Source organism: Enterobacter sp. RHBSTW-00901 (assembly GCF_014103115.1).
GTDB classification, from domain to species: domain Bacteria; phylum Pseudomonadota; class Gammaproteobacteria; order Enterobacterales; family Enterobacteriaceae; genus Enterobacter; species Enterobacter cloacae_P.
In genome coordinates, this window is record NZ_JABXPB010000001.1 from 3,108,398 (window position 1) to 3,129,814 (window position 21,417).

Consider the following 21,417-nt stretch of genomic DNA (forward strand, 5'->3'; position numbering starts at 1 on the left):
TGGTGAAAACACCCGGGCCATTCTTGCGCTTATTCAAACAAATTCTGATGAAGTTTCTGCACAACCTGCTCCGCCTGATCGGCAGGGACCAGGAAGCAGAGGTTGTAGCTGGACGCGCCATAGCAAATCATGCGGATGTTGAACGGATCGAGTACGCCGAAGACCTCTTTGCCTACGCCGCAGGCGCGGGACAGCTTATTACCGATGATGGCAACCAGCGCCAGGTTCTCTTCCACTTCAACGCGGCACAGCTCAGACAGCTCAATCAGCAGTGACTGCGTCAGCAGGGTGTCGCCAGTAGAAGTAGAGCCGGTCGTATCCAGCGTCAGCGCGATGCTGACTTCAGAGGTGGTGATCAGATCCACGGAGATATTGTGGCGCGCCAGAATACCAAATACTTCAGCCAGGAAGCCGCGGGAGTGCAGCATATTCAGGCTGTGCAGCGTCACCAGCGTCTGACGGCGACGCAGGGCGATCGCGCGGAACAGCGGTGGGTTTTCGGTTTTCTTACACACCAGCGTACCGCCCGCCTTCGGGTCTTTACTGGAACCGACGAAGACCGGGATATCGCTGCGTACGGCAGGCAGCAACGTCGCCGGGTGCAGCACTTTCGCACCGAAGGTGGCCATTTCCGCAGCTTCTTCAAATGCGATCACATCAATACGTTTTGCCGCAGAAACCACGCGCGGGTCGGTGGTGTAAATGCCCGGAACGTCAGTCCAGATATCCACACGGGTGGCATGCAGAGCTTCACCCAGCAGAGCCGCGGTGTAGTCACTGCCACCACGGCCAAGCGTGGTGGTACGGCCTTTGGCTTCGCTGCCAATAAAGCCCTGAGTGATCACCATGCCTTCTGCCAGGCGCGGAACCAGTTGCTGATGGGTCAGTTCGGCCAGAACCTCAACGTCCGGCTCGGCGCGGCCAAAGCGATCGCTGGTGCGCATAATTTTACGCACGTCAAACCACTGCGCCTGAACGTTACGTGCGCGCAGGATCTCAACGAACAGCAGGGTAGACATCAGTTCACCGTGGCTGACCAACTCGTCAGTCAGGGCAGTGGACGTTGCCAGGGAAGCCGCTTCTGCCAGAGTGGTGATATTTTCCAGCAGGCGTTCCACTTCCTCGCGGATCACGTTCGGGTTTTGCAAACGTTCAAGGATGTTGAACTGAATTTTGCGCAGTGCATCCAGCTTCACGAAACGTTCGGTCGCTTCCAGTCCTTCAGACAGAGAAACCAACAGGTTCGTCACGCCAGCGGAGGCAGAAAGCACCACCAGGCGGGTATTCGGATCGGCCAGCACCACATCGGCGCTGCGGTTCATGGCATCGTAATCAGCCACACTGGTGCCGCCAAACTTGGCGACCACAAAACTCGTCATAACAACCTCGTGTCAGGGAATGAATAAAGCGACCTTGGCACAAGAATGATACGAAAACAGGTGCAGGCGCGAAATACGGCCCTATAAATAAAATGTGGGGGAGGTCCTGTCAATGCTGGGATTATGCGGATTTTTTATGGGGGGGTACCCCTCAGTAACAGGACTTATAACAGAGCCATATTTTATGCTCCATTTTAGCCCATTTTGGGCGACATTTCGCCGCTCCTGGAGGCCATTCCAGCAGCTATACTTTTTGGGTCTTTTCACCTGTGTTTGATGCAGGCCAGGGCAATGGCATAAAAACCATCACAATTTTTATTTGCAGGCGCTACAATCGACCGCAGTCACAATTCTCAAATCAGAAGAGTATTGCTAATGAAAAACATCAACCCAACGCAGACCGCTGCCTGGCAGGCACTACAGAAACATTTTGATGAAATGAAAGACGTCACCATCGCGGATTTGTTCGCGAAAGATGCCGATCGTTTCAATAAGTTCTCCGCGACCTTCGATGACCTGATGCTGGTGGATTTCTCCAAAAACCGCATTACCGAAGAAACGCTGGCGAAACTGCAGGATCTGGCGAAAGAGACAGAGCTGGCAGATGCCATCAAATCCATGTTCTCCGGTAAGAAGATCAACCGCACTGAAGACCGTGCTGTGCTGCACGTGGCGCTGCGTAACCGTAGCAATACTCCAATCATCGTTGACGGCAAAGATGTGATGCCGGAAGTGAACGCGGTGCTGGAAAAGATGAAAGCGTTCTCTGAAGCGATCATCTCCGGAAGCTGGAAAGGCTACACTGGCAAAGCGATCACTGACGTGGTGAACATTGGTATCGGCGGTTCTGACCTCGGCCCATTCATGGTGACCGAAGCGCTGCGCCCATACAAAAACCACCTCAACATGCACTTTGTCTCTAACGTCGATGGTACCCACATCGCTGAAGTGCTGAAGAACGTGAACCCGGAAACCACCCTGTTCCTGGTCGCGTCTAAAACCTTCACCACTCAGGAAACCATGACCAACGCCCACAGCGCACGCGACTGGTTCCTGAAAACTGCGGGCGACAACAAGCACGTCGCAAAACACTTCGCGGCGCTGTCTACCAACGGCAAAGCTGTGGGTGAGTTCGGTATCGACACGGCGAACATGTTCGAGTTCTGGGACTGGGTTGGTGGCCGCTACTCTCTGTGGTCAGCAATCGGTCTGTCCATCATCCTGTCCGTTGGCTTCGACAACTTCGTTGAGCTGCTCTCCGGTGCGCACGCGATGGATAAACACTTCTCCACCACGGCACCAGAGAAAAACCTGCCAGTGCTGCTGGCGCTGATCGGTATCTGGTACAACAACTTCTTCGGTGCTGAAACTGAAGCTATCCTGCCGTACGACCAGTACATGCACCGCTTTGCCGCTTACTTCCAGCAGGGCAACATGGAATCCAACGGTAAATACGTTGACCGTAACGGCAACGCGGTGGATTACCAGACTGGCCCAATCATCTGGGGTGAGCCAGGCACCAACGGCCAGCATGCGTTCTACCAGCTGATTCACCAGGGCACCAAAATGGTACCGTGCGATTTCATCGCCCCGGCTATCACCCATAACCCGCTGTCCGACCACCATCCGAAGCTGCTGTCTAACTTCTTCGCCCAGACCGAAGCGCTGGCGTTCGGTAAGTCTCGCGAGGTGGTGGAGCAGGAATACCGTGACCAGGGCAAAGATCCGGCTACCCTGGATCACGTTGTGCCGTTCAAAGTGTTCGAAGGTAACCGTCCAACCAACTCCATCCTGCTGCGCGAAATGACCCCGTTCAGCCTGGGGGCGCTGATTGCCCTGTACGAGCACAAGATCTTCACTCAGGGTGCTATCCTGAACATCTTCACCTTTGACCAGTGGGGCGTTGAGCTGGGTAAACAGCTGGCAAACCGCATTCTGCCAGAGCTGGGTGACGATAAAGCAATTAACAGCCACGACAGCTCGACAAATGGTTTGATTAATCGTTATAAAGCATGGCGTGCGTAATTAATATGTCATGAAAAATGCCGGCGGAATGCCGGCATTTTTTTATCGGATAATTCCTGATGTCTGTTATTTACCTCAAAAACTTGCTCTGAGTTTTATCCGAAAAACACCATTACTCCATTAATCATCGCAGTTTATTTTAGGAATATACGGAGAATGCATTTATCAGAATTTAATTATATCTTGTTGATTTTAAATCATTTAATATTTAATTAAATATTCTTCTATTTCAATTTTATCCAATAATCCGAAAACTCCACCCCTATTTATCCGCACGGTAATCCACCCGCATTAGTTGTGTATACTCGAATCCGCCTGAAATTCTTTTTGGGCAAACCTCCATTCATTCAATGAAGGGAAATTGTTATGAAGAAAGTACTGTATGGCATTCTTGCCATATCTGCGCTTGCGGTGACATCTGTTTATGCTGCTCCGGTTCAGGTTGGGGAAGCGGCAGGTTCGGCTGCGACGTCTGCGTCTGCGGGAAGTTCTACCGCAGCCAGCGCCAGCACCGTAAGTTCAGCCGTGGGTGTCGCGCTGGCGGCAACCGGTGGCGGTGATGGCTCCAATACCGGAACCACGACCACCACGACGACCAGCACCCGGTAATAGCGGGTGTTTTAATCATAACCACACTTCGGTGTGGTTATTCTGATTTTTCAGGGACCTGCGGGACCTGTAGGAACCATACGGAGAAGAGTCGTGAAGCGACCAGGGATCATCCTGATTTGCCTGCTCTTGCAGGCATGCTCAGCCACCACCAAAGGGCTGGGGAACTCACTGTGGGACAGCATTTTCGGCACGCCTGGCGTACATCTGACGGATGACGAGCTGCAGAACATGCCGTATGCCAGCCAGTACATGCAGTTAAACGATGGTCCTCAACTGTTTGTGGTGCTCGCTTTCGATGAAAACGGGCAGCAGAAATGGGTGACGCAGGATCAGGCCACCATCGTGACGCAGCATAGCCGTATTGTGAAAACGCTGCTCGGTGGCGACAACCTGCTTGAGGTGAACAACCTTGCCGCCGACCCCCTCATCAAACCGCATCAAATCACCGACGGTGCAAGCTGGACGCGCACGATGGGCTGGACAGAACACAAGCAGGTACGCTACGCCACTGCCCGTTCAACCTTCCGCTGGGACGGTACAGACAGCATCAACGTGGGCAGCGACGAAACGCAGGTTCGCGTGCTGGATGAAGAGGTGACCACTGACCAGGCCACCTGGCATAACCGCTTCTGGGTGGATGACGAAGGGCAGATCCGCCAGTCATTGCAGTATCTCGGGGCTGGTTTCTTCCCGGTCAAAACGACCCTGATCAAGGCTGCGAAATCATGAAAATACTCATCCGCGCTGTGCTGATCGCAAGCTTTGCCACGCCGCTCGCCTGGTCTGCCGGGACGGTGAAGGTCTACATGCCGGACAGCGCACAACCCAAAACCCTGACCAACGCCGGGCATTTGCTCGATCTCGTCGGCCAGCCAAAACTGGCGAACAGCTGGTGGCCGGGAGCCGTTATCAGCGAGCGACAGGCGACGGTGGCGGCGGAACAAAAGCACAGCGCGCTGCTCGCCAGATTAACGGGGCTGGCAGAGCAGGAAGGGGGCGACGATGCGGCAGCCATTAACAGCATGCGCCAGCAGCTTCAGGCGCTGAAGGTTACCGGGCGTCTGAAAATCAATCTTGATCCGGATGAAGTCCGCGTGGTGGAAAACGGCAACCCAACGCTGGAAGGGGACTATGCGCTCTGGCTTCCGGTGGAGCCTTCCACCGTCACCGTGATGGGGCTTATCAGCCGTCCGGGAAAACTGTCCTTTACGCCGGGACGCGATGTCGCGAGCTATCTCGATGAGCAGAGCTTGCTGAGCGGGGCTGATAACAGCTACGCATGGGTGATTTACCCCGACGGGCGCACGCAAAAAGCCCCGGTGGCCTACTGGAATAAACGCCATATCGAACCCATGCCCGGCAGCGTGATTTTCGTCGGTTTTGCCGACCACTCCTGGACGAAGGCGTATGACGGGATTAACGCCGATATCCTTCGCTCCCTGATACAGCGGATACCGGATTAATGAAAAAAACATATCTCTACAGCATGCTGGCACTGTGCGTCAGTGCCGCCTGCCATGCAGAAACGTATCCGGCACCCATTGGCCCGTCTCAGTCAGACTTCGGTGGCGTCGGTTTACTGCAAACGCCCACCGCGCGCATGGCGCGTGACGGGGAGTTGAGTCTTAACTATCGTGATAACGATCAGTACCGCTACTACTCTGCGTCGGTGCAGCTATTCCCGTGGCTTGAAACCACGCTGCGCTATACCGATGTGCGCACCAAAAAGTACAGTAGCGTCGAGGCTTTCTCCGGCGATCAAACCTACAAAGATAAAGCTTTCGACGTAAAACTGCGCCTGTGGGAAGAGAGCTACTGGATGCCGCAGGTTTCCGTTGGCGCACGCGATATCGGCGGTACGGGTCTGTTTGATGCGGAATATGTTGTGGCCAGTAAAGCCTGGGGGCCGTTTGATTTCTCACTTGGTCTCGGCTGGGGCTATCTGGGAACCAGCGGTAACGTGAAAAACCCGTTCTGCTCCTATAGCGAAAAGTACTGCTATCGGGATAACAGCTACCAGAAAGCGGGTTCCATCAACGGCGACCAGATGTTCCACGGCCCGGCCTCACTGTTTGGCGGTGTAGAATACCAGACACCCTGGCAGCCACTACGCCTGAAGCTTGAGTATGAAGGCAATAACTACAGCGAAGATTTCGCCGGGAAGATTGAGCAGAAGAGCAAGTTTAACGTCGGGGCCATTTACCGCGTCACTGACTGGGCCGACGTTAACCTCAGCTACGAGCGCGGCAACACCGTGATGTTTGGTGTGACGTTACGTACCAACTTTAACGATATGCGGCCGCACTATAACGACAACGCGCGGCCTGCTTATCAGCCGGAACCGCAGGATGCCATCATTCAGCACTCCGTGGTGGCGAACCAGCTGACGTTACTGAAATACAATGCCGGTCTGGCCGATCCGAAAATTCAGGTGAAAGGCGATACGCTGTACGTCACCGGCGAGCAGGTGAAATACCGCGACTCGCGGGAAGGGATCGAACGCGCCAACCGGATAATCATGAACGATCTGCCCGACGGGATCCGCACGATCCGCGTGACGGAAAACCGTCTCAACCTGCCGCAAGTCACAACAGAAACGGATGTCGCCAGCCTTAAGCGCCATCTGGAAGGTGAACCGCTTGGGCATGAAACCGGGCTGGTACAAAAACGCGTTGAGCCTGTCGTACCAGATACCACCGAACAGGGCTGGTATATCGATAAATCGCGCTTTGATTTCCATATCGATCCGGTGCTGAGCCAGTCCGTTGGCGGGCCAGAAAACTTCTACATGTATCAGCTGGGCGTAATGGCGACGGCGGATCTGTGGGTCACCGACCACCTGCTGACCACCGGCAGCCTGTTTGGAAACATTGCCAACAACTACGATAAATTTAACTACACCAACCCGCCGAATGACTCGGCGCTACCGCGTGTTCGTACCCACGTGCGTGAATATGTGCAGAACGATGTCTACGTGAACAACCTGCAGGCCAACTACTTCCAGTATTTTGGTAACGGTTTCTACGGCCAGGTGTACGGCGGTTATCTGGAAACCATGTACGGTGGCGCGGGAGCTGAGGTACTTTACCGTCCTGTCGACAGTAACTGGGCGTTCGGTATTGATGCTAACTACGTGAAACAGCGTGACTGGCATAGCGCGCAGGACATGATGAAGTTCACCGACTACAGCGTTAAAACTGGCCACCTGACGGCCTACTGGACGCCGTCGTTTGCCCCGGACGTGCTGGTAAAAGCCAGCGTCGGCCAGTATCTGGCAGGCGACAAGGGCGGCACGCTGGATATCTCTAAACACTTCGACAGCGGTGTGGTCGTTGGCGGTTACGCTACGATCACCAACGTCTCACCGGACGAGTATGGGGAAGGGGACTTCACCAAAGGGGTTTACGTGTCGATTCCGCTGGATCTGTTCTCATCGAGCCCAACCCGCAGCCGCGCGGCGGTTGGCTGGGTGCCATTAACACGTGACGGGGGCCAGCAGCTTGGGCGTAAGTTCCAGCTGTATGATATGACCAGCGATAAGAACATCAACTTCCGCTGATGCCCCTCACTCTGACCCCTCTCTCCAAAGGAGAGAGGGGATCAATCCTTTGCATTGCATCAAACATAAACAAAAAATATAGATCCGCGTCACATTTTTGCGTTATACAGGACTCTCGCCCTGGAGAATGAGGTGCTGTATGACATCCCTGACTCGCCCGCGTGTTGAGTTTATCTCAACAATCCTCCAGACCGTGCTGAACCTCGGTCTGCTGAGCCTTGGCCTGATACTGGTTGTTTTTCTCGGTAAAGAGACGGTGCATCTGGCGGATGTGCTGTTCGCCCCCGAGCAAACCAGCAAATATGAGCTGGTGGAAGGACTGGTGGTCTACTTTCTCTACTTCGAATTTATCGCCCTGATTGTGAAGTACTTTCAGTCCGGCTTTCATTTCCCACTACGCTATTTCGTCTACATTGGGATCACCGCCATTGTGCGGCTGATCATCGTCGATCATAAATCACCGCTCGACGTGTTGATCTACTCAGCCGCGATCCTGCTCCTCGTGGTGACTCTGTGGTTGTGCAACTCTAAGCGACTGAAGCGCGAATAAAAAAATGGCGGCCCGGAGGCCGCCTAACAACAGTCACAAGTTTACTCTTCATATTTTACGCTGCTGATGCGTTGGCTACGCTCGCTCACCCCAGTCACTTACTTTAGTAAGCTCCAGGGGATTCACTCACTTGCCGCCTTCCAGCACCGCAAAATATTTTGAGTATTGGGTCAATACAATACGTCTAAAGTTGAGGGTTGCAGTGGCATAACAGATGAAACTTAACCTTTCACACCGCCCGCCGTCAGGCCGTTGACCAGCCAGCGTTGAGCCAGCAAGAACACCACGGTAATCGGGATGGCGGAGAGCACAGCCGCTGCGGCAAAGTCACCCCACAGGTAGTTTTGTGGGTTGAGGTATTGCTGCATACCAACGGCCAGCGTGTAGCTGTTCACATCACGCAGTAACAGAGATGCGACCGGTACTTCGGTGATGGCGGCGATAAACGACAGAATAAACACCACCGCCAGGATAGGCACCGACAGCGGCAGCAGAACCAGGCGGAACGCCTGCCACGGGGTTGCGCCATCCAGCGCCGCCGCTTCTTCCAGCGAGCCATCGATGGTTTCGAAATACCCTTTGATGGTCCACACATGCAGTGCGATACCGCCAAGATAGGCGAAGATCACGCCACCGTGAGTGTTCAGGCCGATAAACGGTATGTACTGGCCCAGACGGTCAAACAAGGCATACAACGCCACCAGGGACAGCACTGCCGGGAACATCTGGAAAATCAGCATCCCTTTCAGCAGCGTCGCTTTACCCGGGAAGCGCATACGGGCAAAGGCGTAAGCACAGGTGGTGGAGAGCGTGACAATACCTATCGCGGTGATCCCGGCGATTTTTACCGAGTTCCACAGCCATAACAGCACCGGGAACGGGGGGGGGGTCACGCGGCCATCGGCGTGCTCTACGCTGAAGCCCAGCGCGAGCTTCCAGTGCTCCCAGGAGATCTCGTCCGGGATCAAGCTCCCGGTGGCGAAGTTACCTGAGCGCAGGGAGATGGCGATAACCATCAGCAGCGGGAACATAATCGCCGCAATAAAAATCAGCAGGCCTAAGTGCGTCGCGAGGAGGCGCAGTTTCTGAGATTTAGGTTGAACCATAGACATATTCAGTGCCCTCCTTAGTCGAATTTCATGCGTGTTGCTTTCAGGTTCACAATCGCCAGTGCGCCTACCAGCAGGAAGATCAGCGTGGCAATCGCTGCCGCCAGACCGAAGTCCTGACCGCCACCGCCTTCAAAGGCGATACGGTAGGTGTAGCTCACAAGCAGGTCGGTATAGCCTGCTGGCGTGGTGGTACCCAGACGGTCAGGGCCACCGTTGGTCAACAGCTGAATCAGCACGAAGTTGTTAAAGTTAAAGGCAAAGCTCGCAATCATCAGTGGCGTCAGCGGCTTAATGAGCAGCGGCAGCGTTATCTTAAAGAAGTTCTGGAACGGGCCTGCACCGTCCATTGCCGAGGCTTCATACAGGTCGTCCGGAATCGCTTTCAGCAGACCCATGCACAGGATCATCATGTACGGATAACCCAGCCAGGTGTTCACGATGATAATCATCGAACGGGCAGTGGTTGGGTCGCTGAACCAGGCCGGTTTGATACCAAACAGTGCGCTCAGCATCATGTTGATTTCACCGAAACTCTGGTTAAACAGCCCTTTGAAAATCAGAATCGAGATAAATGACGGTACGGCATACGGCAGAATCAGCAGCACGCGGTAAATCGCTTTGCCTTTAAGGGACTCCCACTGTACGAGACACGCCAGTACCATGCCCACGGCGACGGTCAGGAGAACGGTCAGTACGGAGAAGACTACCGTCCAGATAAAGATAGCGAAGAACGGTTTCTGGATGCCTTCGTCGGTAAAGACGCGGGCAAAGTTGTCCCAGCCGATGGTCACGGTATAGCCTGGGCTGAGTTTGTCATCACCCCATTTGCCATCGGCAGTAATGGACTGATAGAAACCAATGTCGTTGTTCGGGCGGTACTTCACACCGCTCTGGTTGTTGGTCAGCGTACCGTTATCCGCCAGAGTGTAGAGCGGTTGTGTGCCGGAGAACTGGCGCAGCGAACTCATGGTCACTTTGCTTTCGTCTGGCAGTAGGGCGGTGATCTGAGTCAGCGCCTGACGGTTTTGGGTAATGATACGCAGGTTGGCACGTTCACCTTCTGGCAGGGCTGCCGCCTCTTTTAAGGCCAGCTTCTGCTCGCCGCCAAATTTGAACGTATCGGAAACATAGTTTTTGCCATTCTCTTCGTCAGTGAGCGCTAACTTCCACTCATTACCCGCAGGATACAGGCCGAAGTTGAAGGTCTTACCCGCCTGGTAAGAGCGGTCCAGAAGCACCTGTTGCGCGCGTTCCTGAGCAAGCTGGTTAGTGCTGCTGTAGTTGGTAAAGGCAATGGCGATGGTACAGATCAGTGGGAACAGGACAAACAGCCCCATCCCAGCCACGCCAGGGTAAACATAACGCCAGGCATAGGCTTTGCGATTGGCAAAAATATACAGGCCAGCGGAGCTTAAAATCAGCGTCACAATGGCGAACAAATACTCCCCTTGTACGTACATTAAAACAACAAGGTAACCCACCAGCAGACACAGCAAACCTATTGCCGACCACTTCAGCGCGTTGCTTTGCCACCAGTGTTTCTTTTTAATGACATCCATGAGGTTTTTCCTCTACCACGTTTGATCTCTTCTCCCTCTCCTGGGTGAGAGGGCCGGGGTGAGGGCGTGCGGATAGCGACAACCCTCACCCGAACCCTCTCCCAAAGGGAGAGGGAACTACGGCATTACTTAGTGATACGACCCTGTGCATCTTTCAGTGCAGCATCAACAGTCTGACGACCGCTTGCGGCATTGATAACTGCAGTACGGGTGGCATACCAGAACGCAGCCATTTGCGGGATGTTCGGCATGATTTCGCCTTTCTGGGCGTTATCCATGGTTGCGGCGATGCGTGGATCTTTCGCCAGATGATCCTGGAAGGATTTCAGCGCAACAGCACCCAGCGGTTTGTCCTTGTTCACTTCATCCAGACCCTGATCGGTCAGCAGGTAGTTTTCCAGGAACTCTTTCGCCAGCTCTTTATTCGGGCTGGCGGCGTTGATGCCCGCACTCAGCACACCAACGAACGGTTTAGACGGCTTGCCTTTGAAGGTTGGCAGCAGCGTTACGCCGTAGTTGATTTTGCTCTTGTCGATGTTGGTCCAGGCCCACGGACCGTTGATGGTCATCGCCGTTTCGCCTTTGTTGAATGCTGCTTCCGCGATGGAGTAATCGGTATCCGCGTTCATGTGTTTGTTCTTGATGAGGTCAACCAGGAAGGTCAGACCCGCTTTCGCGCCAGCGTTGTCCACGCCCACATCTTTAACGTCATACTTGCCGTTTGCATACTTGAATGCATAACCACCGTCAGCAGCAATCAGCGGCCAGGTGAAGTACGGTTCTTGCAGGTTGAACATCAGGGCGCTCTTACCTTTCGCCTTCAGCTCTTTATCCAGTTTCGGGATCTCTTCCCAGGTCTTCGGTGGGTTAGGCACCAGGTCTTTGTTGTAAATCAGAGACAGCGCTTCAACCGCAATTGGGTACGCGATCAGCTTGCCGTTATAGCGAACGGCGTCCCACGTGAACGGGAACAGTTTGTCCTGGAACGCTTTGTCTGGCGTCACTTCAGCCAGCAGACCTGATTGCGCGTAACCACCGAAGCGGTCATGTGCCCAGAAGATGATGTCCGGACCGTCACCCGTTGCAGCAACCTGTGGGAATTTCTCTTCCAGTTTGTCCGGGTGTTCAATGGTTACTTTAATACCCGTGTCTTTTTCGAATTTTTTACCCACTTCGGCAAGGCCGTTATAGCCTTTGTCGCCGTTAATCCAGATAACCAGCTTACCTTCTTCAATTTTGGCGAGAGCCGGTGCGGAAATCATCATTGCTGCCAGGGCGGACAATGCGAAAACGCGTGCGCCAGTCTTGATCTTCATATCTGCCATCCTTTTTTGGTGATGTGCTCGTGGATACATGAGGTGGTTCAACGTGACTCAGTCTCCTTATTTGACATCCTCTTTCCATCCTCCCAAGTCCTACGCCCCACCCCTTCTTTGTGTGATCTCTGTTGCATAAACCTAGGTTATGAGTGCTGGCGCACATAAAAACACGCTGATTTTTGCAGGCGGCTTCACGAATTTTGCCTCAGCCCTCCTGCGGCGGTCGCAGAGCCTGCTCTCTCATCCTCCCGCCTCCTCCCCCATAAAAAAGCCGGGGGGTGGAGGATTTGCGAAAGTAATGGATACCCCATAGTGAACTTATCTTGAATGTTTCTGTCGGCGACAGGTTGTAACGAAGGGAGAAGGGCATGGCGAGCGTACAGCTGCGTAATGTAACGAAAGCCTGGGGCGATGTAGTGGTGTCAAAAGACATCAATCTGGACATCCACGAAGGTGAATTCGTGGTGTTTGTCGGCCCATCTGGCTGCGGTAAATCTACTCTGCTGCGTATGATTGCCGGTCTTGAAACCATCACCAGCGGCGATTTGCTGATCGGTGATACCCGAATGAACGACATCCCGCCCGCGGAACGTGGCGTAGGTATGGTGTTCCAGTCTTATGCACTTTATCCCCATCTTTCCGTGGCCGAGAACATGTCTTTCGGTCTGAAGCTGGCGGGGGCGAAGAAAGAGGTGATTAACCAGCGCGTCACTCAGGTGGCGGAAGTGTTACAGCTGGCTCATCTGCTGGAGCGTAAACCGAAAGCGCTCTCCGGTGGTCAGCGTCAGCGCGTGGCAATTGGCCGTACGCTGGTGGCAGAACCGCGCGTGTTCCTGCTCGATGAACCTCTTTCTAACCTGGATGCCGCGCTGCGCGTTCAGATGCGTATCGAAATCTCCCGTCTGCACAAACGTCTTGGCCGCACGATGATTTACGTCACCCACGATCAGGTCGAAGCGATGACGCTGGCCGACAAAATTGTGGTGCTGGACGCCGGTCGTGTGGCGCAGGTGGGTAAACCGCTGGAGTTGTATCACTACCCGGCAGACCGCTTTGTTGCGGGCTTCATTGGCTCGCCAAAGATGAACTTCCTGCCCGTCAAAGTGACCGCGACAGCCATTGAACAGGTACAGGTGGAGCTGCCAAACCGCCAGCAAATCTGGTTGCCGGTCGACAGCGCCAACGTACAGGTAGGGGCAAACATGTCCCTGGGTATTCGCCCTGAACATTTACTGCCGAGCCACATCGCTGATGTGACCCTGGAAGGTGAAGTTCAGGTTGTAGAACAACTTGGTCACGAAACACAGATTCATATCCAGATCCCCGCCATTCGTCAGAACCTGGTGTACCGCCAGAATGACGTGGTGTTGGTAGAAGAGGGTGCCACATTCGCTATCGGTTTGCCGCCAGAGCGTTGCCATCTGTTCCGTGAGGATGGCACCGCATGTCGTCGGCTGCATAAAGAGCCAGGCGTTTAAGCAATCCCAAAAGAAGACACGAAACCGACAGGTGAAGTGTTCAAAGAAAAGCAATGATCTCAGGAGATAGAATGATGATTACTCTGCGCAAACAAGTCCCTCTGGCAATCGCCATTGCGGCAGGCATCCTGTCTGCCCAGGCGGGTGCCGTAGACTTTAAAGGTTATGCTCGTTCTGGCATCGGCTGGACCGGGAGTGGCGGTGAACAACAATGTTTCCAGGCAACCGGTGCTCAAAGTAAATACCGTCTTGGTAACGAATGTGAAACCTATGCGGAATTGAAACTGGGCCAGGAAGTGTGGAAAGAAGGTGATAAGAGCTTCTATTTCGACACCAACGTCGCGTATTCCGTTTCTCAGCAGAACGACTGGGAATCCACCAGCCCAGCCTTCCGTGAAGCTAACGTGCAGGGTAAAAATCTCATCGAAGCACTGCCAGGCTCCACCATTTGGGCCGGTAAGCGTTTCTATCAACGTCATGACGTTCACATGATCGACTTCTACTACTGGGATATTTCTGGTCCTGGTGCGGGTATCGAAAACATCGATCTGGGCTTCGGTAAACTCTCTCTGGCAGCAACCCGTTCTTCCGAATCGGGCGGTTCTGCAACCTTCGCTGACCGTGATGCACTGGGTAATCGTATTTATGACAACCTGGTACCGAACGATGTCTTCGACGTCCGTTTAGCACAGATGCAGATCAACGACGGCGGTACGCTGGAGTTTGGTGTTGACTATGGTCACACCAACATTCCTGATGACTACTACCTGCAGCCTGGCGCGTCTAAAGATGGCTGGATGTTCACTGCTGAACACACCCAGAGCATGCTGAAGGGCTTCAACAAGTTCGTTCTGCAGTACGCAACTGACTCTATGACCTCCAACGGTAAAGGCCGTCCGGAAGGTGGTAGCATCAACAACAACGGCGACATGTGGCGCGTGCTGGACCACGGTGCGATCTCTCTGGGCGACTCCTGGGATCTGATGTATGTGGGTATGTACCAGGACATCAACCTGGATAACAACAACGGTACCAAGTGGTGGACCGTCGGTGTGCGTCCTATGTACAAATGGACGCCAATCATGAGTACCCTGCTGGAAGTTGGCTACGACAACGTTAAGTCTCAGAAAACTGACGACACCAACAGCCAGTACAAAATCACCCTGGCACAGCAATGGCAGGCAGGCGACAGCATCTGGTCCCGTCCGGCTATCCGTGTCTTCGCAACCTATGCGAAGTGGGATGAGAAATGGGGCTACGCAAACAGTGACTCCGGTGCTGGTTATGACTCTGGCATCGCGTACAGCGACACCTCCGCGAAAACCTTCAGCCGTGGTGACTCCGACGAGTGGACCTTCGGTGCCCAGATGGAAATCTGGTGGTAATTCGTTAGACCTGACGTAATGACCTAAAAAGAGGGGCGTAAGCCCCTCTATCCTTAGGGTACTGCGCGCTATTGCCTGGCCACCGCAGTGCTCACGCTATCAGAGGTAATAACAATGAAAATGAAGAAAAGTCTCGTCGCGCTGTGCCTCTCTGCGGGGCTGCTGGCCTGTGCTCCAGCTATCACCTTCGCAGACGTCAATTTCGTACCACAAAATACCAGTGCTGCCCCTGCTATTCCGGCGGCGGCGCTCCAGCAACTGACCTGGGTCCCGGTTGATCAATCCAAAACCCAGTCAACCCAGCTTTCTGCTGGTGGCCAACCCCTGAACGTACCGGGAATTACTGGCCCGGTTGCCGCCTTTAGCGTACCGGCGAACATCGGTGAACTGACCCTCACGCTGACCAGTGAAGTGAATAAGCAGACCAGCGTCTTTGCACCTAACGTGCTGATTCTGGATCAGAATCTGACGCCATCTGCATTTTTCCCGAGTGAATATTTCAGCTACCAGGAGCCTGGCGTCATGAGCGCCGACCGCCTGGAAGGCAAAATGCGCCTGACGCCTGCCCTGGGTCAGCAAAAGATTTATGTTCTGGTCTTCACAACAGAGAAAGATTTGCAGCAGACCACGAAGCTTATCGATCCGGCGAAAGCCTACGCCAAAGGGACGGGTAACTCTGTTCCGGATATTCCGGATCCATTAGCACGCCACGTCACCGACGGTCTGCTGAAACTGAAAGTCTCTACTAACAATGCTTCCAGCGTGCTGGTTGGCCCACTGTTTGGTTCCTCCGGTACTGGCCCTGTCACCGTAGGCAATACTGCTGCACCTGTGTACACCGCGCCAGCTGCCACAGCAGCAGCCGCACCCGTTGCCGCTGCCGCACCAGCTCCGGCGAAGAAAGCCGATCCGATGCTGAACGACACCGAAACCTATTTCAACAATGCCATTAAGCAGGCGGTGAAGCGCGGCGATGTCGACAAAGCACTGAAACTGCTTGATGAAGCCGAGCGTTTAGGTTCCACCACTGCCCGTTCCACCTTTATCAGCAGTGTAAAAGGCAAGGGGTAACCGTCTCCCCACAGTGCTGATTTGTTAGTAGTTTAGTGCGCCTGAGTGGGCGCACTTTTTTTGTACCGCCTGCGCTGTTGCGCCATTGTTGCGATAGTGATCGCTAAATAACGTTTGGCCGCCCTCAATCTGCTTTTCTGCGATACAATGCCATTACGTTATGTATCGGAGAGTCTGGCATGTCACACCCTGCGCTAACGCAACTGCGTGCGCTACGCTATTTCGACCAAATACCTGCGCTTGATCCGGAGCAACGTGACTGGTTGCTGCTGGAAGATTCCATGACGAAACGTTTTGAACAACAGGGCAAAACGGTCACGGTGACGATGATTCGGGAAGGGTTTGTTTCTGCCGATGAAATTGCCAGTGAGCTGCCGCTGTTGCCGAAAGAAAATCGCTACTGGCTGCGTGAAATTTTACTGTGTGCTGACGGTGAGCCGTGGCTTGCTGGTCGGACGGTGGTTCCCGAGTCCACTCTTTCCGGGCCGGAGCTGGCTCTGCAACGGCTGGGGAAAACGCCTCTTGGGCGCTATCTTTTCACATCGTCTGAACTTACCCGGGATTTTATTGAGATTGGAAGTGAAGCCGACCTGTGGGGGCGTCGTTCCCGCCTTCGCCTGAGTGGTAAGCCGCTAATACTGACGGAGCTTTTTTTACCGGCGTCGCCGTTGTACTGAGAGGAAGAAAAAAATGGAGTGGAGCCTGACGCAGAATAAGCTGCTGGCCTATCACCGCTTAATGCGTACAGATAAACCCATTGGCGCATTACTGCTGCTATGGCCGACCTTATGGGCGCTGTGGGTGGCGACCCCGGGGATGCCACCGCTGTGGATCCTGGGCGTATTTTTCGCCGGTGTCTGGCTGATGCGTGCGGCGGGCTGTGTGGTCAATGACTATGCAGATCGTAAGTTTGACGGGCATGTGAAGCGTACCGCTAATCGTCCTTTGCCTGGCGGGCAGGTTACCGAGAAAGAGGCGCTTACACTGTTTGCCGTGCTGGTTGTGTTCTCTTTCATGCTGGTGTTAACCCTGAATACGATGACCATCCTGCTTTCCATTGCAGGGCTGGCGCTGGCCTGGGTTTATCCATTCATGAAGCGTTATACCCATCTGCCGCAGGTGGTGCTGGGCGCGGCGTTTGGCTGGTCGATTCCCATGGCATTTGCGGCAGTGAGTGAGTCTGTGCCGCTCAGTTGCTGGCTGATGTTCCTGGCGAATATCCTCTGGGCCGTAGCGTACGATACGCAGTATGCGATGGTTGACCGTGATGATGACCTGAAAATTGGCATTAAATCGACCGCGATCCTGTTTGGTCGCCAGGACAAACTGATCATTGGCATTCTGCAGGCAGCGGTGCTGGCGCTGATGGTAGTGATTGGTCGCCTGAACGGGCTGAACTGGGCGTTTTACTGGTCAGTGCTGGTGGCGGGGTTGTTGTTTGCATATCAGCAAAAGCTGATTGCAAAGCGCGAACGTGAAGCCTGCTTTAAAGCGTTCATGAATAATAACTATGTTGGTCTGGTGCTTTTTTTAGGGCTGGTTATGAGTTACTTTTCATAGAAGAACGGCAGCCGAATAGCTGCCGTTTTGTTTTCTCTCTCTCACAGAGATAGCTGGGCTGATAGCATCATTCGCCCTGCGTCGCACTCTCAATCGTTAAACGCACATCTGAGGTAATCAACTCGGCAAGCATCTGATAAACCTTCAGCGTCTCTTCCGGCTCGGCATCACCCGTATCACTAATAAATCCTTCATCACGCAGCGTCAGCACCAGTGAGCTGAATACCGCTTTGTCGAAGAATTCTGGTGCGTTAATGCCGTGCAGAACAGACAGGCGCTGTGCCAGCGTCCGGCTCTCTTTTTCCAGCGTCCCGCGGTTAATGGACGGGTTCGCGCTCAACAGCCAGAAGGTGATGGCGTAGCGCTGCAGTGTTTCGCGCGCACCGGCCGCCAGCAGTTGCAGAGTTCGGGTACGCGATGGACTGATATGCAGCTCGTCATGAGTAAGGGTAATCAACCCCTGGCGATGCATCTCTTCCGTCATTTTATCGAGCTCTACCGCCAGCTCATCTTTGCTCCAGCGCAGGAACAGCTCAGCTTTTAGCATCGGATAGATGGCTTCAACGTGGCGCAACAGCTCCTGACGTGAAATGCGGCGATGCTGAGTGATGATTGCCGCCATGAGTGACGGTAGCATCAGCATATGCGTGATGTTGTTGCGATAGTACGTCATCAGCACAGCCTGCTCGCGCGGCAGAATGATGATGTCGCCAATCGTATCTTTCTCAACTTCGAACTTGTTCATCTGCAGCGCGTGTTCGATGAGCTCACCCGCCGTGCTTGCAGGCGCGGTTGAATCAACGGAGTACGGAACGTTACGCATGATATCCAGATAACAATCAAGCTGCTCCGTAAGCTGCTCACGGGTCAGTGAACGCTGGCGGGAGGCCAGAAGCGCGGTACAACACAGGTTCATGGCATTCGCCGCGCCAGCGTTGTTAATGCGCACCATCAGCTCGGCTGCAATACCGTTCACCGTTGGCGTCAGCCAGGCAGGACGTATCGCCTCGATTGGATCGATAGACTCACGCCACTCCGGAACATGGTTGTTCAGATACGTCATTAGTGGCATTGGCTCACCAAAGTTCACGTAACCCTGGCCGAGGTTGCGCAGCTTACTGAGGCCACGCAACATTTGCGGCAGGCTCTCTTTCTCTTTGGTCGCCCCGCGTAGCTCTTTGGCGTAAGTACCCACTTCCATCACGTGCTCATAGCCAATATAGATTGGCACCAGCGTGATGGGACGGGTTCCCCCGCGCAGCATTGCCTGGATGGTCATCGACAGCGTGCCGGTCTTCGGATCGAGCAGGCGTCCAGTACGGGAACGCCCCCCCTCCACGAAGTACTCCACGGAATAACCGCGGCTAAACAGTTCGCCCAGATATTCCCGGAACACGGTGGAGTAGAGCTTGTTGCCCTTAAAGGTACGACGAATAAAGAACGCTCCGAGGCGGCGGAAAATCGGGCCTGCAGGCCAGAAATTCAGGTTAATACCGGCAGCAATGTGCGGCGGTACCAGCCCCTGGTGATAAAGCACGTAAGAGAGCAACAGGTAGTCCATGTGGCTGCGGTGGCAGGGAACATAGACAATTTCGTGGCCGTCATGCGCCAGTTGACGCACGCGCTCGGCGTTGTGAACGTTAATCCCCTGATAGAGGCGGTTCCACGTAAAGCTCAGAATACGATCGGACAGGCGAATCATCTCGTAGGAGAAGTTCGCGGCAATCTCTTCCATCAGCGCAATGGCGTTCTGCTGCGCTTTCTCGTGCGAAATCTTCTTGCTGCGCGCTTCGTCTTCAACGGCGCGAGCGATCGCTTTGGAGGCCAGCAGCTTGTTGAACAGATCCTGACGCGCCGGGAGACGTGGCCCAACGGCGGCCAGACGCTGGCGCGCGAAGTGCATACGCGCCACGCGCGCCAGTTTTTGCGCGATGATCTTATCGGTGCCGTGCTCGTCCGCCATCCGGCGCAGCGAGACTGAAGGGGAGAAACGCACAAAGCTATCGCGCCCCAGCCAGGAAACCGCGAAGAATTTCTGGATGCCGTTGAGCATACGCAGCGGCGGATTCTCTTCGCCTTTTTCACGACCCGGGCGACGACCAAACATCACCGAAACCGGCACCATCTGTACATCCAGGTCAGGATTACTGCGGTGCAGGTCGAGATAGTCGTGGAACAGCTTGATGGACTCTTCTTTTGGCGTGTAATAGGTAAACACGCGCGGCCCGCCGTGAATGAACACGTAGCGCGGCAGTAGCGTCCCGTCGATTTCCAACGGTTCAAGCGGATCGGGTAAATCGTGCGCCAGACACTGGGCGCGAAGCGTCAGCAAGTCTGCCTTCGAGTTATAAGGCAAAACGTACATGATAGGGCGCGATGTATCGAGCCCCAATTCCAGCGCGGGTTCTGCTGGGATAGACTTGCTTTTTACCAGGACGCTTAATGGTAAATTAAGTAATTTGTAGTAAATTCGTGGCCAGCCGGACATAAACGATGTAAAGCCTCTGGTTAATAATGCAATTGCGGCGCAAGGATAACAGAAAGCGCGCAAAATTACTGTTGTTACCCGTCATACTTCGGGCTGCAGCAAAACGCGTTGCAGCTATATACACTTCATCCTTCACCTTGCCGCTGCATGAATGATTTTGTGTATAGTTACTGACGCTATTTCTCATAAAAGGTTCTTTTAATGGCCAATAATACCACTGGGTTAACCCGAATCATCAAAGCTGCCGGCTATTCATGGAAAGGTTTCCGTGCCGCGTGGGCTAATGAAGCCGCTTTTCGCCAGGAGGGTGTTACCGCTATCGTCGCGGTTATCATCGCCTGTTTCCTTGATGTTGATGCCATAACCCGCGTTCTTCTGATTGGTTCTGTACTGTTGGTGATGATAGTGGAAATTCTCAATAGCGCTATTGAGGCCGTTGTGGATCGCATCGGCTCTGAGTTCCACGAGCTCTCTGGGCGCGCGAAAGACATGGGGTCTGCCGCTGTACTGCTGTCGATTATCACTGCGGTCATCACCTGGGTCACGCTGCTTTGGTCACATTTCCGATGAGCCTCGAGGAATAATTAAGTCCCTGGTTTTTTGTGCAGTTTTTGGTTCCAAAATCACCTTTGACTGTATATACTCACAGCATAACTGTATATACACCCAGGGGGCGGAATGAAAGCGTTAACGACCAGGCAACAAGAGGTGTTTGATCTCATCCGGGATCATATCGGCCAGACGGGTATGCCACCCACGCGTGCGGAAATTGCGCAGCGTCTGGGTTTCCGTTCTCCAAATGCTGCCGAGGAACACCTTAAAGCGCTGGCGCGTAAAGGCGCGATTGAGATTGTTTCGGGTGCTTCACGCGGTATCCGTCTGCTGGTAGAAGAAGAGACGGGAATTCCACTGGTTGGCCGTGTCGCTGCTGGTGAACCGCTGCTGGCACAGCAGCACATCGAAGGTCACTATCAGGTCGATCCTGGCATGTTCAAACCGAGCGCAGATTTCTTGCTGCGCGTAAGCGGTATGTCCATGAAGGATATCGGCATTCTCGATGGCGATTTGCTTGCGGTTCACAAAACGCAGGACGTGCGCAACGGCCAGGTTGTGGTCGCGCGTATTGATGATGAAGTTACCGTTAAGCGCCTGAAAAAACAGGGTAATACCGTGCAGCTGCTACCGGAAAACAGCGAGTTCTCCCCAATTGTGGTGGATCTCCGCGAACAGAACTTCTCTATTGAAGGGCTGGCGGTAGGTGTTATTCGCAACGGTGAATGGCTGTAATCTCTTCCCGACAGGCTACGGAGTCTCCGTAGC

At 54.0% G+C, this 21,417-nt stretch carries 18 protein-coding genes; 13 read left to right on the top strand and 5 right to left on the bottom strand.

All coding sequences use genetic code 11. From position 1 onward, the window contains the following. Window positions 1-29 precede the first annotated feature (29 nt). Entirely contained in the window at window positions 30-1,379 is a 1,350-nt protein-coding gene (gene lysC, locus HV318_RS14945) for a lysine-sensitive aspartokinase 3 (protein ID WP_182273371.1), read from the bottom strand. Between the two features lie 375 nt (window positions 1,380-1,754). Between lysC and pgi the strand changes: the two genes are divergently transcribed. The 6 genes from pgi (at window position 1,755) to psiE (ending at window position 8,125) form a co-directional block, all read left to right on the top strand. Then, entirely contained in the window at window positions 1,755-3,404 is a 1,650-nt protein-coding gene (gene pgi, locus HV318_RS14950) for a glucose-6-phosphate isomerase (RefSeq protein WP_182273372.1), read from the top strand. Window positions 3,405-3,770: 366 nt separating this feature from the next. Continuing rightward, window positions 3,771-4,013 (top strand): exopolysaccharide production protein YjbE, encoded by a 243-nt coding sequence (gene yjbE, locus HV318_RS14955; RefSeq protein ID WP_182273373.1) that lies wholly within the window; start codon window positions 3,771-3,773, stop codon window positions 4,011-4,013. 93 nt (window positions 4,014-4,106) lie between these two features. Further along, complete coding sequence (locus HV318_RS14960; protein ID WP_182273374.1) at window positions 4,107-4,745, top strand: YjbF family lipoprotein; 639 nt, start codon at window positions 4,107-4,109, stop codon at window positions 4,743-4,745. Then, complete coding sequence (locus HV318_RS14965) at window positions 4,742-5,479, top strand: capsule biosynthesis GfcC family protein (RefSeq protein ID WP_182273375.1); 738 nt, start codon at window positions 4,742-4,744, stop codon at window positions 5,477-5,479. The genes HV318_RS14960 and HV318_RS14965 overlap by 4 nt, the downstream gene beginning before the upstream one ends. Further along, on the top strand, window positions 5,479-7,575 hold the full coding sequence (locus tag HV318_RS14970; protein ID WP_182273376.1) for a YjbH domain-containing protein: 2,097 nt from the start codon (window positions 5,479-5,481) through the stop codon (window positions 7,573-7,575). Before HV318_RS14965 ends, HV318_RS14970 begins: the two co-directional genes overlap by 1 nt. 139 nt (window positions 7,576-7,714) lie before the next feature. Continuing rightward, complete coding sequence (gene psiE, locus HV318_RS14975) at window positions 7,715-8,125, top strand: phosphate-starvation-inducible protein PsiE (protein ID WP_182273377.1); 411 nt, start codon at window positions 7,715-7,717, stop codon at window positions 8,123-8,125. 221 nt (window positions 8,126-8,346) lie between these two features. On the opposite strand, the gene malG is transcribed toward psiE, so the two are convergent. The 3 genes from malG to malE all read right to left on the bottom strand — a co-directional run bounded on the left by malG (window position 8,347) and on the right by malE (window position 12,112). Then, a complete protein-coding gene (gene malG, locus HV318_RS14980; RefSeq protein ID WP_182273378.1) occupies window positions 8,347-9,237 on the bottom strand; it encodes a maltose ABC transporter permease MalG in 891 nt (296 codons plus the stop codon). A 14-nt stretch (window positions 9,238-9,251) separates the two neighbouring features. Continuing rightward, window positions 9,252-10,796, bottom strand: coding sequence for a maltose ABC transporter permease MalF (malF, locus tag HV318_RS14985; RefSeq protein WP_182273379.1), 1,545 nt, complete (start codon window positions 10,794-10,796; stop codon window positions 9,252-9,254). A gap of 125 nt (window positions 10,797-10,921) precedes the next feature. Next, window positions 10,922-12,112 (bottom strand): maltose/maltodextrin ABC transporter substrate-binding protein MalE, encoded by a 1,191-nt coding sequence (gene malE / locus HV318_RS14990; protein WP_182273380.1) that lies wholly within the window; start codon window positions 12,110-12,112, stop codon window positions 10,922-10,924. Window positions 12,113-12,483: 371 nt separating this feature from the next. Here malE and malK point away from each other — a divergent pair, with 371 nt between their 5' ends. The 5 genes from malK to ubiA all read left to right on the top strand — a co-directional run bounded on the left by malK (window position 12,484) and on the right by ubiA (window position 17,609). After that, window positions 12,484-13,593: a maltose/maltodextrin ABC transporter ATP-binding protein MalK gene (gene malK, locus HV318_RS14995; RefSeq protein WP_182273381.1), complete on the top strand. Its 1,110-nt coding sequence runs from the start codon at window positions 12,484-12,486 to the stop codon at window positions 13,591-13,593. A gap of 71 nt (window positions 13,594-13,664) precedes the next feature. Further along, on the top strand, window positions 13,665-14,978 hold the full coding sequence (locus tag HV318_RS15000; protein ID WP_182273382.1) for a maltoporin: 1,314 nt from the start codon (window positions 13,665-13,667) through the stop codon (window positions 14,976-14,978). Between the two features lie 114 nt (window positions 14,979-15,092). Beyond that, window positions 15,093-16,049, top strand: a complete 957-nt coding sequence (gene malM / locus HV318_RS15005) for a maltose operon protein MalM (protein WP_182273383.1) — start codon at window positions 15,093-15,095, stop codon at window positions 16,047-16,049. A gap of 179 nt (window positions 16,050-16,228) precedes the next feature. Next, window positions 16,229-16,726, top strand: a complete 498-nt coding sequence (ubiC, locus tag HV318_RS15010; RefSeq protein ID WP_182273384.1) for a chorismate lyase — start codon at window positions 16,229-16,231, stop codon at window positions 16,724-16,726. Window positions 16,727-16,739: 13 nt separating this feature from the next. Continuing rightward, window positions 16,740-17,609: a 4-hydroxybenzoate octaprenyltransferase gene (ubiA, locus tag HV318_RS15015; protein ID WP_182273385.1), complete on the top strand. Its 870-nt coding sequence runs from the start codon at window positions 16,740-16,742 to the stop codon at window positions 17,607-17,609. A gap of 67 nt (window positions 17,610-17,676) precedes the next feature. Here the strand turns inward: ubiA and plsB are convergent, their stop codons facing one another. Further along, window positions 17,677-20,097 carry a glycerol-3-phosphate 1-O-acyltransferase PlsB gene (gene plsB, locus HV318_RS15020; RefSeq protein WP_182273386.1) on the bottom strand — a complete coding sequence of 807 codons (2,421 nt, stop codon included), beginning with the start codon at window positions 20,095-20,097 and terminating at the stop codon, window positions 17,677-17,679. 201 nt (window positions 20,098-20,298) lie between these two features. Here plsB and HV318_RS15025 point away from each other — a divergent pair, with 201 nt between their 5' ends. Beyond that, window positions 20,299-20,667 (top strand): diacylglycerol kinase, encoded by a 369-nt coding sequence (locus HV318_RS15025; RefSeq protein ID WP_182273387.1) that lies wholly within the window; start codon window positions 20,299-20,301, stop codon window positions 20,665-20,667. A 108-nt stretch (window positions 20,668-20,775) separates the two neighbouring features. Next, window positions 20,776-21,384, top strand: coding sequence for a transcriptional repressor LexA (gene lexA, locus HV318_RS15030; protein ID WP_182273388.1), 609 nt, complete (start codon window positions 20,776-20,778; stop codon window positions 21,382-21,384). The last annotated feature ends 33 nt before the right edge of the window (window positions 21,385-21,417 follow it).

Coding starts and splice junctions, on each gene's coding strand:
- HV318_RS14970 (WP_182273376.1), top strand. CDS start 5,479: ATGAAAAAAACATATCTCTACAGCATGCTGGCACTGTGCGTCAGTGCC.
- HV318_RS15025 (WP_182273387.1), top strand. CDS start 20,299: ATGGCCAATAATACCACTGGGTTAACCCGAATCATCAAAGCTGCCGGC.
- ubiA (WP_182273385.1), top strand. CDS start 16,740: ATGGAGTGGAGCCTGACGCAGAATAAGCTGCTGGCCTATCACCGCTTA.
- ubiC (WP_182273384.1), top strand. CDS start 16,229: ATGTCACACCCTGCGCTAACGCAACTGCGTGCGCTACGCTATTTCGAC.
- HV318_RS14965 (WP_182273375.1), top strand. CDS start 4,742: ATGAAAATACTCATCCGCGCTGTGCTGATCGCAAGCTTTGCCACGCCG.
- malG (WP_182273378.1), bottom strand. CDS start 9,237: ATGTCTATGGTTCAACCTAAATCTCAGAAACTGCGCCTCCTCGCGACG.
- yjbE (WP_182273373.1), top strand. CDS start 3,771: ATGAAGAAAGTACTGTATGGCATTCTTGCCATATCTGCGCTTGCGGTG.
- lexA (WP_182273388.1), top strand. CDS start 20,776: ATGAAAGCGTTAACGACCAGGCAACAAGAGGTGTTTGATCTCATCCGG.
- lysC (WP_182273371.1), bottom strand. CDS start 1,379: ATGACGAGTTTTGTGGTCGCCAAGTTTGGCGGCACCAGTGTGGCTGAT.
- HV318_RS15000 (WP_182273382.1), top strand. CDS start 13,665: ATGATGATTACTCTGCGCAAACAAGTCCCTCTGGCAATCGCCATTGCG.
- malE (WP_182273380.1), bottom strand. CDS start 12,112: ATGAAGATCAAGACTGGCGCACGCGTTTTCGCATTGTCCGCCCTGGCA.
- malM (WP_182273383.1), top strand. CDS start 15,093: ATGAAAATGAAGAAAAGTCTCGTCGCGCTGTGCCTCTCTGCGGGGCTG.
- plsB (WP_182273386.1), bottom strand. CDS start 20,097: ATGTCCGGCTGGCCACGAATTTACTACAAATTACTTAATTTACCATTA.
- malK (WP_182273381.1), top strand. CDS start 12,484: ATGGCGAGCGTACAGCTGCGTAATGTAACGAAAGCCTGGGGCGATGTA.
- malF (WP_182273379.1), bottom strand. CDS start 10,796: ATGGATGTCATTAAAAAGAAACACTGGTGGCAAAGCAACGCGCTGAAG.
- pgi (WP_182273372.1), top strand. CDS start 1,755: ATGAAAAACATCAACCCAACGCAGACCGCTGCCTGGCAGGCACTACAG.
- psiE (WP_182273377.1), top strand. CDS start 7,715: ATGACATCCCTGACTCGCCCGCGTGTTGAGTTTATCTCAACAATCCTC.